18 protein-coding genes and 1 pseudogene are annotated in these 15,409 nt (G+C 72.8%); 6 read left to right on the top strand and 13 right to left on the bottom strand.

Annotated elements, in window-relative coordinates:
• Window positions 1-10: 10 nt before the first annotated feature.
• Window positions 11-583 carry a hemerythrin domain-containing protein gene (locus tag amrb99_RS10570; RefSeq protein WP_190855365.1) on the bottom strand — a complete coding sequence of 191 codons (573 nt, stop codon included), beginning with the start codon at window positions 581-583 and terminating at the stop codon, window positions 11-13.
• 240 nt (window positions 584-823) lie between these two features.
• Between amrb99_RS10570 and amrb99_RS10565 the strand changes: the two genes are divergently transcribed.
• The 3 genes from amrb99_RS10565 to amrb99_RS10555 all read left to right on the top strand — a co-directional run bounded on the left by amrb99_RS10565 (window position 824) and on the right by amrb99_RS10555 (window position 2,950).
• A complete protein-coding gene (locus tag amrb99_RS10565) occupies window positions 824-2,029 on the top strand; it encodes a hypothetical protein (protein ID WP_190855363.1) in 1,206 nt (401 codons plus the stop codon).
• Window positions 2,030-2,094: 65 nt separating this feature from the next.
• The gene (locus amrb99_RS10560) at window positions 2,095-2,742 is read left to right on the top strand and encodes a HemK2/MTQ2 family protein methyltransferase (protein ID WP_190855360.1); all 648 of its coding nucleotides are present in this window, start codon (window positions 2,095-2,097) and stop codon (window positions 2,740-2,742) included.
• Complete coding sequence (locus amrb99_RS10555; protein WP_190855357.1) at window positions 2,726-2,950, top strand: CDGSH iron-sulfur domain-containing protein; 225 nt, start codon at window positions 2,726-2,728, stop codon at window positions 2,948-2,950. Before amrb99_RS10560 ends, amrb99_RS10555 begins: the two co-directional genes overlap by 17 nt.
• Before the next feature lie 64 nt (window positions 2,951-3,014).
• On the opposite strand, the gene amrb99_RS10550 is transcribed toward amrb99_RS10555, so the two are convergent.
• The 3 genes from amrb99_RS10550 to amrb99_RS10540 are packed head-to-tail and all read right to left on the bottom strand — an operon-like array spanning window position 3,015 to window position 5,838.
• Window positions 3,015-4,067: an iron-containing redox enzyme family protein gene (locus tag amrb99_RS10550; protein WP_190855355.1), complete on the bottom strand. Its 1,053-nt coding sequence runs from the start codon at window positions 4,065-4,067 to the stop codon at window positions 3,015-3,017.
• Between the two features lie 26 nt (window positions 4,068-4,093).
• Window positions 4,094-5,314, bottom strand: coding sequence for a glutamate--cysteine ligase (locus amrb99_RS10545; protein WP_190855353.1), 1,221 nt, complete (start codon window positions 5,312-5,314; stop codon window positions 4,094-4,096).
• 53 nt (window positions 5,315-5,367) lie between these two features.
• Window positions 5,368-5,838, bottom strand: coding sequence for a hypothetical protein (locus tag amrb99_RS10540; protein WP_206699898.1), 471 nt, complete (start codon window positions 5,836-5,838; stop codon window positions 5,368-5,370).
• 147 nt (window positions 5,839-5,985) lie between these two features.
• Between amrb99_RS10540 and amrb99_RS10535 the strand changes: the two genes are divergently transcribed.
• Complete coding sequence (locus amrb99_RS10535; RefSeq protein WP_190855347.1) at window positions 5,986-6,195, top strand: hypothetical protein; 210 nt, start codon at window positions 5,986-5,988, stop codon at window positions 6,193-6,195.
• 9 nt (window positions 6,196-6,204) lie between these two features.
• Entirely contained in the window at window positions 6,205-6,735 is a 531-nt protein-coding gene (locus amrb99_RS10530; protein WP_190855344.1) for a hypothetical protein, read from the top strand.
• A 10-nt stretch (window positions 6,736-6,745) separates the two neighbouring features.
• On the opposite strand, the gene amrb99_RS10525 is transcribed toward amrb99_RS10530, so the two are convergent.
• From amrb99_RS10525 to amrb99_RS10485, 9 genes and pseudogenes are all read right to left on the bottom strand, one after another.
• Window positions 6,746-7,519, bottom strand: coding sequence for a methyltransferase domain-containing protein (locus amrb99_RS10525; RefSeq protein WP_190855342.1), 774 nt, complete (start codon window positions 7,517-7,519; stop codon window positions 6,746-6,748).
• A 112-nt stretch (window positions 7,520-7,631) separates the two neighbouring features.
• Window positions 7,632-9,353 (bottom strand): urease subunit alpha, encoded by a 1,722-nt coding sequence (gene ureC, locus amrb99_RS10520; protein WP_190855339.1) that lies wholly within the window; start codon window positions 9,351-9,353, stop codon window positions 7,632-7,634.
• Between the two features lie 102 nt (window positions 9,354-9,455).
• Window positions 9,456-9,764, bottom strand: coding sequence for an urease subunit gamma (locus tag amrb99_RS10515; protein ID WP_190855337.1), 309 nt, complete (start codon window positions 9,762-9,764; stop codon window positions 9,456-9,458).
• 258 nt (window positions 9,765-10,022) lie between these two features.
• The gene (locus tag amrb99_RS10510; RefSeq protein ID WP_347256621.1) at window positions 10,023-11,012 is read right to left on the bottom strand and encodes an urease accessory protein UreD; all 990 of its coding nucleotides are present in this window, start codon (window positions 11,010-11,012) and stop codon (window positions 10,023-10,025) included.
• Entirely contained in the window at window positions 10,994-11,629 is a 636-nt protein-coding gene (gene ureG, locus amrb99_RS10505) for an urease accessory protein UreG (protein ID WP_190855335.1), read from the bottom strand. The genes amrb99_RS10510 and ureG overlap by 19 nt, the downstream gene beginning before the upstream one ends.
• A 25-nt stretch (window positions 11,630-11,654) precedes the next feature.
• The gene (locus tag amrb99_RS10500) at window positions 11,655-12,362 is read right to left on the bottom strand and encodes an urease accessory UreF family protein (protein ID WP_347256620.1); all 708 of its coding nucleotides are present in this window, start codon (window positions 12,360-12,362) and stop codon (window positions 11,655-11,657) included.
• 73 nt (window positions 12,363-12,435) lie between these two features.
• Window positions 12,436-12,738, bottom strand: a pseudogene (gene ureB / locus amrb99_RS10495) (urease subunit beta); the annotation flags it as partial.
• Window positions 12,731-13,534 (bottom strand): cobalamin biosynthesis protein CbiX, encoded by an 804-nt coding sequence (locus tag amrb99_RS10490; protein ID WP_190855331.1) that lies wholly within the window; start codon window positions 13,532-13,534, stop codon window positions 12,731-12,733. The gene amrb99_RS10490 and the pseudogene ureB, both read right to left, overlap by 8 nt.
• Window positions 13,531-14,427, bottom strand: coding sequence for an urea transporter (locus amrb99_RS10485; protein WP_347256628.1), 897 nt, complete (start codon window positions 14,425-14,427; stop codon window positions 13,531-13,533). The genes amrb99_RS10490 and amrb99_RS10485 overlap by 4 nt, the downstream gene beginning before the upstream one ends.
• A gap of 329 nt (window positions 14,428-14,756) precedes the next feature.
• Between amrb99_RS10485 and amrb99_RS10480 the strand changes: the two genes are divergently transcribed.
• Window positions 14,757-15,392, top strand: a complete 636-nt coding sequence (locus amrb99_RS10480; protein WP_206699897.1) for a trypsin-like serine protease — start codon at window positions 14,757-14,759, stop codon at window positions 15,390-15,392.
• Window positions 15,393-15,409 lie beyond the last annotated feature (17 nt).

Raw genomic sequence — 15,409 nt, 5'->3', positions numbered from 1 at the left:
TCGCGCGCGGTCAGCCGTTGTCGCGGGCGTTGCGGATCATGTCGCGGACGCGGTCGACGACCGCGGCCATGGGGCCGGCCAGCATGTTCTTGGTCGCCGACTCCACGCCGGGGTGCGGGCGGGTCGGCGCGGTGGCCTGGGCCGCGCGGACGGCGGCGGCGAAGCCCCTGAGCTGGGTGGGGCTGAACTGGTCGCGGATCCGGTCGAACTCGTAGCGCTCCTCGGCGCGGGCGTGGGTGAGCACGTCCATGCGGAGCCTGTCGAGGGACTTGAGGAACCGCGGGTCCTCGATGTCCATGCCGTCCAGCTCCGCCAGCAGCTCCTTGGCCTCGCGCTCCTCGGCCAGCCGGTCGTCGACGATGCCGCCGCCGCCCGGCAGCCGGCGCGCGACCGGGTGGATGATCTCCTCCTCGGCGGTCTCGTGGATCGCGAGCAGCCGCACCAGTTGCCGGAAGGACTCCTTGCGCTCCTGCCCGTCGGAGTGCAGCACCTCGTCGAACAGGTCGCGGATCCGGGCGTGCTGGGCGCGCAGCAGGTCGATGACGTCCTCGGTGGTCTGCGCGTCGGTCGGTGTGGTCTGCATGGACTCGTCCCTCATGTGGATGTGCGTCTGGACGTTGCACCGCAGGTCGGAGGCCCGCGGTGAGCGACGCGGCGTCCGTACCCGGGGTCGGCGGGGTTAAGCGCGGCGGGACCGGACCGCGCCGCCGGCCCGCCGGCAAAGATCGTGCAATCGGATCGCGGCGCGCGTGCAGAACGGCCCCGCCCGGGTAGGCGCAGCAAGCATCGTCCTGATCGGCTCTCACACGAAGGGTGGACCTCGGTGGCCTTCAACCCGCTCGAACACCGCGGTATCCCGCTGGAGGACCAGTTGCGCAACTGGGCGCAGCTGGACGTCGCCCCCATCGACCCCGACGAGTCCGATCCCTACACCAAGTGCCGCATCATCACGATGAACGGCATCGAGGTGGAGGCGATCATGTTCAGCCACCACTTCGCCCGCGTCTGCCCGAACCTGGACGTCAAGCAGCAGCTCGCCCGCGTCCGCTACATCGAGGCGCAGCAGCAGAAGGTCGTCAACTGGCTGCTGCCCGGCCAGGCGTCGATCCTGGAGACCACCATCAGCTACGAGCAGGTCGCGGTCGACCTGACCGGCTGGGTCGCCCGGATGGAGCCCGACCCCTACCTCAAGCAGGCGTACGAGTTCGGCCTGCTGGAGGACTTCGACCACCTGTACCGGTACGCCAACCTGTACGAGATCATCGAGCACCGCAAGGCCGAGAAGATCGTCGACCAACTGACCGAGGTCATGCCGGGGCGGCCGGGATACCTGCAGCACCGCGACCCGATGGACAACGTCCGCGAGCCCTACGACAGGGCCGCCGCCGCGCCGCTGTCCAAGCTGCACGCCCTGACGATCATGTCGGCCGAGCAGCAGACGATGAACTTCTACATGAACGTCGGCCCCATGTACATGGAGCCGATCGCCCGCCAGCTCTACCAGGAGATCGGGCTGGTGGAGGAGGAGCACGTCACCCACTACGAGTCGCTGGTCGACCCGGGCGAGTCCTGGTGGGAGCGGCTGGTCAACCACGAGTACAACGAGTGCTACCTGTACCACTCGTTCATGCAGACCGAGACCGACCCGCGCGTCAAGGGCATCTGGGAGCTGCACCTGAACATGGAGCTGGAGCACCTGCGGATCGCCTGCGACCTGATGCGCCGCCACGACGGCCGCGACCCCGAGAGCGTCCTGGCGCCCGCGCTGCCCGAACCGGTCACCTTCGAACCCAACAAGCAGCTCGTCCGGCACCTGCTCGGGACGCAGATCGACTGCACCACCCTCGGCACCGGCTACGTCCAGGAGACGCACGAGCGGTTCGAGCGGATGCAGGACAAGATCAACGCCGAGCGCCCGCCGCAGGAGCGCGTCATCGACGAGCACCGCGACAAGTTCGGCGACGAGTACCGCGTCGTCACCGACGGCCCGCACCCCGTCGAGCGCCTGCGCGACACGCCCCGGTCGTAACAGACGCCTCACCCGCTCCCGCAGCCCCCCATGTTTGGCGACCCGGTAGGGGGTAGCCGGGAGGGATGAGGCTCATGAGGCCGCCGGGGGTCTACGCTCCCCAAGGCGATACCTTCCTACTGGTCGAGGTTCTACGGAAGGCTCCGCTGTTGAAGGGGGCCCGCGTCCTCGACGTGTGCACCGGGACCGGTGCGCTCGCGCTCGCCGCCGCCCGGGCAGGGGCGGGCCGGGTGACGGCGGTGGACGTGTCCACACGGGCCGTGCTGGCCGCCCGGGCCAACGCCCGGTTGAACCGGCTGCCGATCAGGGTGCTGCAGGGCGACCTGTTCGGACCGGTGGCGGGCCAGGCGTTCGACATGATCGTGACGAATCCCCCGTACGTGCCGAGCGGGGCCGCCGCGCCGGGACGCGCGGCCCGCTGGTGGAACGGGGGCCCGGACGGCCGGGCGCTGCTCGACCGGATCTGCGAGCGGGCGCCCCGCCAGCTCCGCCGCGGCGGCACGCTGCTGATAGTCCAGTCGGCCGTCTCCGGTGTCCAGGCGACGCTGGACGCGCTGCGGGCCCAGGGGATGACGGCGTCGGTCGCCGCACGGCGCACCCAGCCGTACGGCCCGGTGCTGCGGGCCCGGGCCGCCGAACTGGAGGCCGCGGGGCTCGCCCGGCCCGGCGGCCGCTCCGAGGAACTGGTGGTGGTCCGTGCCGACCGGAACTGACCGCCCCGCCCCCCGCCGGGTCCGGCTGGACCCGGACGGGCCCGTGCTGGTGGAGGGCCCCCTCGAGATCGAGCTGCCGGACGGCACGACCGTGTCGTCCGACCGGTTCATGGTCGCGCTGTGCGCGTGCCGGCGGAGCCGCCGCTACCCGTTCTGCGACACCAGCCACCGCCGCAAGCCCCGCCGCAAGCCCACCGCGTCGAGCTAGCCCGTCCCGGCTCCGTCCGGCCGTTCTGGCCGGACGGAGCCGTTGAGCAGCGAAGGGAGCCGGTCTAGAAGGATCCGGCCGGGAGCGCTTGCAGGAGCGAGGTGCGGCCCGCACGCCACGACGCCAGCAGATGCTCGCCGAACCGGCCCTCCAGGAACTCGGTGGCGCGGACGCCGAACACCACGTCTCCGGCGAGGCCGGGCTCCTCGGCCAGCAGATCGCCGAGGACGTCGTGCCGGAGCACCTGCTCGTGCACGGCGTCGGCCTCGATGTGCTCGGTGTGGAAGCGCACGCAGCGCGGGCCCGCGCCGAGACGCTCCAGCGCGGCGGCCATCCGGCGCGCGGCGGGCGCCGTGGTGATCTCGGCGGCGGCGAAGTGCCCGGCCATCGCGCCGCGCAGCGAGCGGTGCAGGCCGAACAGCGACATCATGTTGACGATCGCGAGCATCCGCGCCGGGACCAGGTCCAGGTAGCGGCCGTAGGACGGGTCGAGGCCGAGGTCCTCCATGAGGTCGGCGAACAGCCGGGAGTGCATGTCCTCGCCGCGGCCGCCGCCGAACTCGTCGAACTCCACCGCGACCAGCGCGGCCTTGGCCCGGCCCCGCAGCCGGGGGATCAGCCAGGCGTGGGGGTCGGCCTCCTTGAGGTGGTAGGCGGAGCGGTGCACGGCGTGTTCGCGCACCTGCCACCACTCCCCCTCGTCCCGCAGGTGGTGGGAGACGCCGTACGCGCCGGCCGGTTCGGCGAGCACCTCGGCGAGGACGCCCTCCACGTCGTCGCCGGTGCCGGTCTCCGCGCGGAGGGCCTCCAGGAAGCGGCGCTCCAGCTCGCCGCGGAGGGCGAGCAGCGCGGGCGCCCATTCCCAGCCGTCGTCGACCCCGTCGAAACCGCGGTAGTGCAGCTCGTAGCAGACGTACAGGGCCAGGTGCAGGTCCTCGCCGAACGGATCGGGGGCGTCCCGCCGGATCGCTGCGCGGGCGGCGTCCAGCATCGGTGCCGGGTCCGCGGGCTCCGGGCGGGAGAGCGCGGCCAGCACCGCCTCCGACAGCGCGCCGCGCGCCGCGGGCAGCGGCGGCCGCGCGCCGGTCTCGGATGGGCTCGTCGCAACGGTCGTCATGACCCTCCTCGTAATGTCCCGGCCGATCACCGGGCCGTCTCGGACGATGGGCCTGCGGTACCCGCTCCTATCCCGTCCATTCGGCCGTCGACGTCCGCTTCGTCACCGTTTGCGGAGGTGGGGTGCGGGGACGTCCGGCGGGCGAGCGCCTCGACCACCGCGCGCATGCCGCCGGCCGCCGCCCGGCGCTGGTGCACCGCGCCCGTCCCCGCGCGCAGGACGCGGCCGAGCAGCGCACGCGTCCGGTCGAGGTCGCCGGTCTCCTCCAGGGCGGGCGCCACGTGGTCGAGGAGCGCGGCGGCCAGCCGTGCGGCCGGGACACGCCGCTCCTCGACCGGATGGACGCCGTCGCCCGCCAGCCCGTAGCGGGCCGCCGCCCAGACGGCGGCGGCCCCGACCTGCTCGCGCGGCGCGCGGGACGCGGTCCGTCCCGCCGCCAGCTCCGCCAGCGCGGTCCGCACCAGCCCGCGGGTGAGGGCGGCCTGCAGCACGGCCTCCTCGGCGGTCGGCACGGCGTCGGCCGCGCGGACCTCGACCGTCGGCAGACGCGGGGAGGGCCGCGCCAGCCAGAACGACATGGCGGGGTCCACGACCACCCCGCATTCGGCGAGCCGGGCCGTCTCCCGGTCGTGGTCCTCGGCGGACGGGAACCAGGGCGGCAGCCCGGCCCCCGGGAACCGGGCCTGCTGGAGCATCCGCCAGCTCGCGTAGCCGGTGTCGGCGCCCGCGGCGTGCGGCGAGTTCGCCGACACCGCCAGCAGGGTCGGGAGCCAGGGGCGCAGGTGGTTGACGACGGCGACCGCGGTGTCCCGGTCGGGGACGCCGACGTGCACGTGGCAGCCGGACACCTCGTAGTCGCGCACGACGCCCGCGTACAGGTCGCGGATCCGGGAGAACCGCTCCCCCTCGGAGGTCGCCGGCACGGGGCAGGGCAGGGGCGCCGTCCCCGAGGAGACCAGCAGCGCGCCCTCCTGCCGCGCGGACGCGGCGAGCTCGCCGCGGGCCGCCGCGAGCCGCCGCCCGAGCGTCGGCAGATCCGTGCACACGGCGGACGCCGCCTCCACCTGCGTGCCGAGGAGTTCGAGGTAGAACTGCGCGCCGGAGGGCGTGGGAAGGTTCCGTGTGCGCGCGAGAACGGCCTCGGCGCCCGGCGTCGTCTCCCCGGTCGCCGGATCGGCGAGCAGGAACTCCTCCTCCACGCCGACCGTCAGGCCCGGCTCCTGCTCACTGATCGCGGTCGGTCGCATGGCGGGGGCCCTCCCGGTTCCGGCCTGAGCGGCGTCCCCCGCTCCGGTGCGCGTCAGTGGTCGAGGCCGTACAGGACCGCGGCGGTGACCGCGCCGTAGGCGGCGTGCGGCACCAGGTCGCTGATCCAGGACGACACCGGCCAGGCGCGCGGATCGGTGATGCCCAGCGCGGTCATCGGGCCGTTGCTGCCGAACATGGCTCCGGCGGTGGCCAGCGCTGCGGTGACGGCCCGGCCCGGCCGCCACCCGGCGGCGGTGATCATCCCGAGCAGCGCCCCGGTGCCGACACCCGCCGCCAGTCCGGTCAGCGGGCCCAGGCCGGAGACGCGGTTGTCCTGCTCGTCGCCCTCGCCGGGCACCGGGATGCCGGTCTTGTCCGAGAGCGCGCGCACCGTCTCCTCGGGCGTGTCGCTTCCCGGGCGCCCGCGCAGGGCCATGTCCAGATAGGTGACGCCGTTCAGCGCGGTCGTGCCCGCCGCGCCTGCGGCGGCGCCCCGCAGCGCTCCTCGCACCAAGCAGGCCATCCCGCGCCCCCTCCTGATCGTCCGCATCGGCCTCTTGTGCTGCGCTCCCCGCCGGCGCACCCGGCAAACATCGGCCCCGCGCCCCGCGCCGTCCCGGCCCCGGCACCGTCCCGGCCTCGCGGCGGGACGGCCCAGTGGCGGCGCCAGGTGGCGGGCGTCATCGCCCGCTTCCTGGAGGCCGGCCTGTCCCCCGAGCTGGCCGGTTACCAGCGCCCCCCGTGGGGGCGCCTGGACGACCCCGAGAGCGCGGAGCTGCGCCGGCAGCGCAAGCACTCCTACGCCTCCCTGCCGGCCGAGAAGTTCCCCAGCGTCGTCGTTCTCCGCGTTCCGCTGCCGCCGGGGCGCGTCATGTGCTGATCATGGCGGATGGTCAGCCGATTCCAGCACGCCCCCGCGAAGGCGGCGCCCTTCCGAGCCGCGGCGCTGGGCGCCGCACTGCTCGCCCTCGCCGCCTGCGGCTCCGAGAACCCCCCGCGCCCATGCCCGCTGGTCTTCTCGCCGACGGGCATCGGCGTGGACATCGCCGCTCCGGACGCCTCACGCGTCGCGTCCGCGTCGATGCGCGTGTGCTGGAACGGGACCTGCGTCACGAAGCGGCTCGTGCTGCAACCCTCCTCGACGAGCGTCCCGCTGGGATGCCACGGCACCGGTCCCGACGCCGTCTGCGGCGCGTCCGCCTCGCCCGACGGCGGCCGCCACGGATTCGCCGACATCGCGGATCTGCCGAAATCACCCGTCCACGTAACGCTCACCCTGCGCGACCGCCACCACCGCGCACTCGTCGACCAGGAACTCGTCGTCACTCCGAAGGCCACCCTTCACAGCGGCCCGCAGTGCGGCACGGAAGGCGTCCAAGCCGCACTGACCGTGAAGAACGGCAAAGCCACCGCCCGCTGACGAGCTCGGGTCAGCGGCGGGTGGCGCTGGTGACGAAGAGGGGGAGGGCGAAGAACAGGCGGCCGCGGCGGCCGCGCTCGCGCTGCTCGGCGACCCAGGTCTCGGCCTGCGCGTCGCTGATCGCCCCGGCCGAGCGCGCCCCTTCGGCGAGGTCGGCCAGGGCGGGCACCATCGCCGCGTCGGTGAAGACCTTCGTGTGGACCTCGACGGCGGCGTCGGTGAAGCCCGCGTCGAGGAGGAGGTTGCGGCTGCGGCGGACGACGCGGGGCGTGCGGACCCGGTCGGCGCGAGCGTGCACGATGGTGCGGGTGAGCGCCTCGTCGTCGGCGTCGATGACGAAGGTGTCCCAGTCCTGCCCGATCAGCACGAGGCGCCCGCCGGGGGCGAGGACCCGCCGCGCCTCGCCGATCGCGCGGGCGGGGTCGTCCAGGACGTGGTACACCTTCTCGGCGCGGTAGCCGTGCAGCTCGCCGTCGGCGAAGGGCAGCTCGTAGGCGCTGGCCACGCGGAACTCCGCGGCGGGCCAGCGCTCGCCGGCCACGGCGACCATCCTCTCGTCGAGGTCGACGCCGACGGCCCGCGCGCCCCGCTCGGCCATCTCGGCGACCGCGCGGCCGGAACCGCATCCCACGTCGACCACCGCCGCGTCCGGCGCGACGCCGAGCAACTCGTAGGAACGCGCGCGCAGTTCGCTCGCGCCCGGGATGGAGTCACCGATGTCGAGCAGGGCGATGAGCGCGTCGGTCTCGGCGCTGGTGCGGCCTGTCGTCTGCTTCTGGTCCATGCGCGGGATCCTGCGGCTTCAAGTGCACTTGAAGTCAAGCGCAGTCGGGGAGTCAGGCCCCTCGGCGTCGCCGGTGGCCTGCTGGGTGAGGGCTTCGAGTTCCGCGGCCCGGTCAGGTGAGGAAGAACAGGCGGTTGAGGGGGAGTTCGTGCGCGGGTTCGATGTGGGCGGGCTCGCCGTTCACCGAGACCTTGTAGGTCTCCGGGTCGACCGTGATGTCGGCGACCGTCGAGTTGCGGACCATGTGGCGCTTGTCGACCGTCCGGCACTGGCGGATCGGCCGGACGAGCCGCCGCAGGCCGAGCCTCTCGGGAACGCCCGCCTCGATGCCGGCCTGGGACATGAAGGTCACGCAGGTACCGGACAGCGCGGCGGAGTGGGTGCCGAAGGTGGGCCGGTAGTAGACGGGCTGCGGCGTCGGCAGGGACGCGTTCGGGTCGCCCATCTGGAACCAGTTGACCATGCCGCCCTTGACCACCATGAAGGGCTTGGCGCCGAAGGAGTGGGGCTGCCACAGCACCACGTCGGCGAGCTTGCCGTCCTCCAGCGAGCCGATCTCGTCGGCCATGCCGCTGGCGCGGGCGGGGTTGATGGTGAGCTTGGCCAGGTAGCGCAGGACCCGGAAGTTGTCGTTGCGGGACGAGTCCTCCGGGAGGGCGCCCCGTTTGTCCTTGTTGTGGTGGGCGATCTGGAAGGCGCGGGTGACCGATTCGCCGACCCGGCCCATCGCCTGCGAGTCCGACCCGATGATGCTGATGATGCCGAGGTCGTGCAGCACCGTCTCGGCGGAGATCGTCTCGCCGCGCACCCGGCTGTCGGCGAACGCCACGTCCTCGGGCACGTCGTAGCTGAGGTGGTGGCAGACCATCGTCATGTCGAGGAGCTCGTCGACGGAGTTGGTGGTGTAGGGCAGCGTCGGGTTGGTCGAGGCGGGCAGGATGTTCGGTTCGCCGGTCACCCGCAGGATGTCGGGGGCGTGCCCGCCGCCCGCGCCCTCGGAGTGGTAGGTGTGGATCGAGCGGCCGTTGATCGTGTTGATGGTGTCCTCGACGAAGCCCGCCTCGTTGAGGGTGTCGGTGTGGATCGCGATCTGGACGTCGTAGGCGTCGGCGACGGACAGGGACGTGTCGATGACGGCGGGGGTGGTCCCCCAGTCCTCATGGACCTTCAGCCCGGCCGCGCCGGCGCGGATCTGCTCCTCCAGCGGCGCGGGCAGGCTGCTGTTGCCCTTGCCGTAGACCCCGACGTTGACGGGGATGTCCTCGTAGGCCTGGAGGATGCGCGACAGGTTCCAGGCGCCGGGGGTGCAGGTGGTGCCGCGGGTGCCGTCCGCGGGGCCGGTGCCGCCGCCGACCAGGGTGGTGATCCCGTTGCTCAGCGCGTGGGCCGCCTGCTCGGGCGCGATGAAGTGCACGTGGGTGTCGATCGCGCCGGGCGTGGCCACGAGGTTCTCCCCGGAGATCACCTCGGTGTCGGCGCTGATGATGAGGCGCCGGTCCACGCCGTTCTGGGTGTGCGGGTTGCCGGACTTGCCGATCCCGACGATCCGGCCGTCCTTGATGCCGATGTCGCCCTTGACGATGCCGATCACCGGGTCCATCACCACCGCGTTGGTGATCACCAGGTCCAGCGCCACCGTGCCGGTGGACGCGGGGTCGCTCGACATGCCGTCGCGGACGGTCTTCCCGCCGCCGTACTGGGTCTCGTCGCCGTAATGCCCCTCGTTGTGGTCTTTCTCGACCTCGACGACGAGGTTGGTGTCGCCGAGGTGGAATCGGTCCCCCACCGTCGGGCCGTACATCGACGCGTACTTCTGCCGACTCATGGAGGTCATTCGAGACTCACCTTTCCTGGATGATTCGCTTTCCCGCGCCTTTTGCTCTTGCGCGCGCCGCGGCACGGCACGATCGCGGCGGACGGCCGGGGATCCGCGGGGCTATTCCGCTCCGATGGGGTCGTGGCAGGAGATCAGCTTGGTGCCGTCGTCGAAGACGGCCTCGACCTGCAGTAGCGGCAGCATCTCCCGGACTCCGGGCATCACCTTGTCGGGACCCAGCACCTGCTTGCCCAGCTCCATGCAGTCGGCGACTGACCTGCCGTCGCGGGCGGCTTCGACGACCTCGTGGGTGATCAGCGCCACCGCCTCGCTGTAGTTCAGCTTCACCCCGCGGTCGCGCCGCTTGATGGCCATCTGCGCGACGGTGAAGATGACCAGGCGGTCCATCTCGCGTGGCGTGAGATTCATCCGCGATCCTTTCGACGAAACGGGCAGGAAGACCGGAGCGGCGGCGCCGACGACGCAGGGGCATAAGTCTCGGCCGATACGTCCCGCGAGCCGATGCGAAAGGGAGACCCGATATCCTGATCTCCGTTATCCCGCACCGGAAAGCCAAGAGCGCTCCATGACTCCTCAATGATCAAGGCTCTCCGGTGCGGCCCGCCGTTCCGCGGCCCCGTCATCGCCGCCGGGGGCGGCGGCGGGCGCATGGGCGGCGCGCCACGGTCAGCGGCCCGTGGGGTGTTCCGGAGCGGGGACGTCGAGCAGCAGTCCGCGCACCGCCCCCCATGTGCGGGCGAAGGCCGCTTCGACCTCCGGAGACCGGTCACCGAGCATCCGGGCCCACGCCCCGCAGCCGCCCGGCAGCACGCTCGCGCCACCGCGCAGCCCCGTGCCGGCGATCGCGGCGTGCATGGCGTCGGCGACCTCGCTCGCCCGTGCCATCTCGGTGACGACGTACAGGGTGGCCATCACCCCGAAATCGGCCATCACAGCGGGACCGGTCACCACGCGCTCGCCGGGCACGAGCCTGAGGGGATCGGCGAACAGCAGCCGACCTCGGCCGTCCCGGACCTCCAGGTCCGTGCAGTAGGCGGAGTAGGCGTGCCGTTCCCCGCGCGCGAGCCGTCCCGCCATCAGCTTCTCGCCCAGGACGACGGTCGCGCGGGTGCCGACGGTGACGTTCATCTGCTGGTAGAACCGCGAACCGCCGAACGGGATCGTGGTCGCGGGCAGGTACTCGACGTAGCTGTCGGGCCCGGCGTCCAGCTCGACGACCTGGGTGGCGTAGTCGTGTTCCATCCGGTACAGACGCGTGGCGGTCTGAGTGGTGAAATGCGCCGACGTCCCCGGCCCGCACTCCAGCCCGATGCGGTACCGGTCGCCCTGCAGAACCCCGCCCCCGGACGAAAGGAACATGACGTACGGCATGTCGGGCAGCGCGGCGTCCAGGAACAGCGGACGCGTGATGTGCAGCGGCGCCTTCTGGAACCGGCGGGTCAGCTCGGTCCGCCCGCCCGCGAGCGCGAACCCGAGCTCCAGCACGCCGACCTTGCCCGCCGCGCCGACCGGCAGGGTGTCGGGCGTCGCGGCGTACCTGGCCACCTCCGGCGGCACCCGCTCCGGAGCGCAGTGCGCCGGGGTCGTCCGGTCGGGCCGGACCGGGCCGGCCGGCCCCGCCGCCGGTCCCCCGGGGATCATCCCGCCGGTGAGCACATCGCCTCCCGGCGTCCGAGGACGAAGTCCGCGACCTCGGGGACGCCGGTCCCGGTGAGGCAGTCGGTCAGGATGACCGGGCCGTCGCCGCGCACCGCGCGCGCGTCGCGCTCCATGACCGACAGGTCCGTGCGCACGTACCGCGCGATGTCGATCTTGTTGATGACCAGGAGGTCGGAGTCGGTGGTCCCCGGGCCGCGCTTGCGCGGCATCTTCTCCCCTTCGGCGGTGTCCAGGACGAACACGTAGACGTCGGCCAGGGCCGGGCTGAAGGTGAGGGTCAGGTTGTCCCCGCCGCTCTCGAACAGCAGCACGTCGATGTCGGGGAAGCGGTCGAGCAGCTCGGCCGCCGCGGCCAGGTTCATCGTCGGGTCGTCGCGGACGGCGGTGTGCGGGCAGGACCCGGTCTCCACGCCGACGACCCGCTCGGCGTCCAGCGTCCCGGCGAGCGTCCGGCGGACGTGCTCGGCGTCCTCCTGCGTGTAGATGTCGTTGGTGATCACGCCGGGGCGGTGGCCCCGGGCGACCAGGAGCGGCACCAGCGCCTCGATGAGGGCGGTCTTCCCCGACCCCACCGGCCCGCCGACGCCGACCTTGTACACCTCTTCCAGTTCCATGTCGTCCCTCCGGACGTCGATCGGGTCAGGTGACGAACAGGCGCGCTTCGGCCCGTTCGTGCTCGGCGGCCGCGGCGTCCGCGGCCGGGACCGAGGCGTGCAGGTCCCGCGGGTCCCGGACGGCCAGCGCCGCGTCCGCCGCCGCGACCAGCTCCGGCCGGACCTCGCGCAGCAGCGCCTGCGCCCGCCGGAAGTCGATCCGGCCCAGCCGCACCGCCGCCGCCGTGCAGCCCGCCGCGAACGCGTACAGGTCACCGGCCACGGCGTCGCGGACCGGAACGCCGAGCCCCGCGAGCACGGTGCCCACGACGACCGCGTGGTTGCCCGGCGCCGTCCCTTCGACGACCAAGCGCGCGAGCCGGGCCGCCGTGGCCGAGTCGAACGCGGGTGCGGCCGTGTCCAGCACCTGCCGTCCGGTGCGGACGGAGGCCGTCCGCTGCTCCCGGTTGAGCTTGATCGCGTAGAGCCGGCGATCGGTCTCCACCAGCGCGTCCCAGTCATCGGCGGTCACCGCCCGGTGCGCGAGCACCAGCGCCGCCGCGTCGGCGGTCCCGGCCGCCCGCACCAGGTCGCGCACCAGGTCGTACAGGTCGTCCGCGCCGACGGCGCAGAGCTGGAAATGGCCTTCCACGCCGTGCGACAGGGTGTACAGGCCGCTGGGGAATCCCGAGTCGGTCAGCTGCAACTGCGCCAGCAGCGGCTCCAGCGCCTCAGTGCTCGCCGGTCGACGCACCGTGCGCCCCGGTGTCGGCGTATCCCCGCGCGTGCAGCCGGACGCGCGCCTCCCTGCGCGCGGCCGAGGAGCGGACGCTCCCGTCCAGCAGGCCGCCGAACCCGACGATGCGCAGCCCGCCGCCGTACTCGACGAGCCGCACCTCCTTGGTGTCACCGGCCTCGAACCGCACCGCCGTACCCGCCGGAATGTCGAGCCGCATTCCGAAGCTCTTGTCGCGATCGAAGCTCATCGCCCGGTTGACCTCGAAGAAATGGAAATGCGAGCCGATCTGGACGGCCCGGTCGCCGGTGTTGTGCACGGTCAGCGTCTCCCGGCGCTGACCGGCGTTGAGCTCGATCTCCCCGTCCCCGAACATGTAACCGCCCTTAGCCATGCGCGGTCCCCTCCCCCGGTGTCGTCCTCGTGAATTCAGGAAATGCGCCGTGACGGTGCGGCCCGCCTTCCTCACCGTGCCCGTGCCCATGGCCGTGGCCGTGGTGGGCGGCCGCGGCGAGGCCGTCGTCGCGGTCCCGGCGCCACCGGCGCTCCGCCTCGGCCGCGCGGTCGCGGACCAGCGCCGCGATCGCCGCCGCGCCCAGCAGCGGCCCGGCGACGCGGTCCGCCGCGGGACAGCGCGGGGGCGGGACGAGCGAAGCCGGCACCAGCACGACCTCACCGGCGCCCAGCCGGCGGCAGCGCTCGACACCCTCGGCCACGTCCGGATCACCGTCCGTCAAGGCGACCTCTACCCAGCGGACGGGCAGATACCGCCCGACCAGCCGCGCGACCTTGAACAGCTCCGCGTCGGCCTCCGGGTCCGCCGCCCGCGCCACCAGCAGCACCGCACCGCGAGACCCTTCCTCGCGGATCGCTTTCAGGACCGCCGCCCGGATCCACCCGATCAGGTGCGTGGTCGTGCCGAGCGGCGGGGCGAGCAGCAGGTCGCCCGGCTGGTCGCGCCCCGCCCAGGCCAGTGTCTGCGCGGCCGCCCGCCCGAGGCCGGGGTCGCGGCCGAGCGTCATCGGCACCACCACGGCGCGCGGGCGGTCCCCCAGCGCGGACCTGAGTCCCCGTCCGGGGTCGTAGATCCCGTGGGCGCCGGGCGGGGAGCCGCCGCCGGGCGGGCCATGTGCGGGAAGGCTCTCGTGCCCGCCGACCGCCAGCACGGCGCGGCCTCCCGACCCGGTCATGTGGTCCGCCGGAGTGTGGACAGGGTCGGGACGGCGCCCAGGAACACCCAGGTGACCAGCACGAAAGGCCAGGTCAGGGCGTGGCCGCCGATGATGCTGAACGTGTTGGTGATGGCGGGGGTCGTCACCGCGGCGGTCGCCGCCCCGACCGCCGCGTAAACGAGAGAGACCGGGCCCAGCACGACGAACGTCCCGGCCAGCGCTATCCCCGCCAGCACCGAGTTGTAGCCGTACAGGCCCGCGCCGAGGTCCGCCGCCTGCGCCCCGAGCCACCAGCCCATCAGGAGCCCGATCAGGCTCGCCGCGCACGCCACCGCCGCGACCGTCCGGCTCGACACCGCCAGCCCCACCAGGAAGATCAGCCCCACGTACCACTTGTCCTGGAAGAACACCTGCCCGAACCCGTTGAAGAAGCCGTGCCAGACGTCCGTCCACGACACCGCCGTGCCCGGATGGGCGACCGACGGCGCGACATTGCCCGGATGGCTGGCCCACACCCGGTGAAAGGACGGCGCCGCGATCAGCATCAGCAGCGTCACCACGCAGAACGGCGCGGTCAGCGCGGGCAGGCCGTACGGCTTCAGCAGGACGTTCAATGCCGAATTGACCATGCTCGCCCCGATCGCGGCGCCGATCACCACGAGGAGCGTCACCCAGCTCGCCCCGAGGTAGAGCACCAGGCCGACTCCGACCAGCGTCCCGGAGAACCCCTCGAGACCCGCCGAGACCCGCTTCCAAGGAACCCCGAACGACCACGCGGTGAGCGTGGCTGTGAGGCAGCCGAGCAGCCCGAAGGCACCGAACTGCCAGCCACCGACGAAAAGGGCGACGAGAAAGATGAGCCCGGTCCAGTGGCCGGGCTGGAGGTCGACCTGGGCCACCCCCCGCAGGATCGCCAGGACTCCCTCCTTGGCCCGGTCCGCCGGCGGGCGTGACGGCCCACCAGGCGCATCCGCCGGCGCCGGCGGTGAGTCCATGGACGCCTCTCCTATCGCGGGTGACGGACCGCATGGCGATCGACGGCGCCCCATGCGGAGGGCGGCATCCAGCAGGGTTCCCCGAAGGCCAATGCCACAAAAACCGGCGATCGCCAACCTTTGGTCAAACCGCAAAATCGTGAATTCCCCCATTCGGCCGCGTAACGCACGCAGGACCGAAAGAATCCGCCGCGATCGGCGGTAAGCCTGAATACGCCGAATGACTGAAATGCACGTACGCGACGGTGCAAGGCCCCGCCGCAAGACCCGCGCCCAGGCGGCCACGGCCGCGCCCTTCGCGGAAACGCGGCGGGCCTTCGCGCCAGTGGATCATCAGCGCCTCGCACTGCTTCTTCGAGCAGGGGCGGCCGATCGCCGACAGACGGATCTCGTTCCGAGCCGGCGGCCTCGACATGCGAAAGGGCGCCACGGTCCGTCCGTTGCGCGGCCGGCGTGCGGGAAGTGCGCGCGCCGACATGATGCTCATCAAGGTGTCGCCGATGAAGGTCCGGACGGCGCGTTTGGCCACGGCCCGCGTCCGCCCCGGCCGGATCGTGCGGCAGTACGGGTGGGGCGCCACCTGCACCACGGATGAGAACGCCTGCCAGTCCCCCATCCTCAAGCAGTCGGTGCTCCGGGTCGTGCGGCCGGACGATCGCCGGTGCGAGGGCTACACGGCACCGGGCGGCTCGGACTTCTGCATGGTGAAGGTGTCCGGGATTCCCGCCGGCGGCGACTCCGGCGGCCCGATCATGAGCGTCGCGCCGCGCGGCGGCGAGACCCTTCTCGGTGTCTTCGACGGCTCCGACCGACAGAGGATCGCCGAGGCCGGGGAGGTCTCGCAGCAACGCGCCTGGATCCGCTCGGTCATCCGGCGCTAGCGCGGCGCACGGGTCCC

The organism is Actinomadura sp. RB99, assembly GCF_014706005.1.
Taxonomy (GTDB): domain Bacteria; phylum Actinomycetota; class Actinomycetes; order Streptosporangiales; family Streptosporangiaceae; genus Spirillospora.
Note: the sequence above shows the minus strand (reverse complement) of the source record. Positions and strands in the feature narration are given on the sequence as shown.

Coding starts and splice junctions, on each gene's coding strand:
- ureC (WP_190855339.1), bottom strand. CDS start 9,353: ATGACCTCCATGAGTCGGCAGAAGTACGCGTCGATGTACGGCCCGACG.
- amrb99_RS10560 (WP_190855360.1), top strand. CDS start 2,095: ATGAGGCTCATGAGGCCGCCGGGGGTCTACGCTCCCCAAGGCGATACC.
- amrb99_RS10490 (WP_190855331.1), bottom strand. CDS start 13,534: ATGACCGGGTCGGGAGGCCGCGCCGTGCTGGCGGTCGGCGGGCACGAG.
- amrb99_RS10550 (WP_190855355.1), bottom strand. CDS start 4,067: ATGACGACCGTTGCGACGAGCCCATCCGAGACCGGCGCGCGGCCGCCG.
- ureG (WP_190855335.1), bottom strand. CDS start 11,629: ATGGAACTGGAAGAGGTGTACAAGGTCGGCGTCGGCGGGCCGGTGGGG.
- amrb99_RS10525 (WP_190855342.1), bottom strand. CDS start 7,519: ATGGACCAGAAGCAGACGACAGGCCGCACCAGCGCCGAGACCGACGCG.
- amrb99_RS10540 (WP_206699898.1), bottom strand. CDS start 5,838: ATGGCCTGCTTGGTGCGAGGAGCGCTGCGGGGCGCCGCCGCAGGCGCG.
- amrb99_RS10515 (WP_190855337.1), bottom strand. CDS start 9,764: ATGAATCTCACGCCACGCGAGATGGACCGCCTGGTCATCTTCACCGTC.
- amrb99_RS10545 (WP_190855353.1), bottom strand. CDS start 5,314: ATGCGACCGACCGCGATCAGTGAGCAGGAGCCGGGCCTGACGGTCGGC.
- amrb99_RS10570 (WP_190855365.1), bottom strand. CDS start 583: ATGCAGACCACACCGACCGACGCGCAGACCACCGAGGACGTCATCGAC.
- amrb99_RS10530 (WP_190855344.1), top strand. CDS start 6,205: ATGGTCAGCCGATTCCAGCACGCCCCCGCGAAGGCGGCGCCCTTCCGA.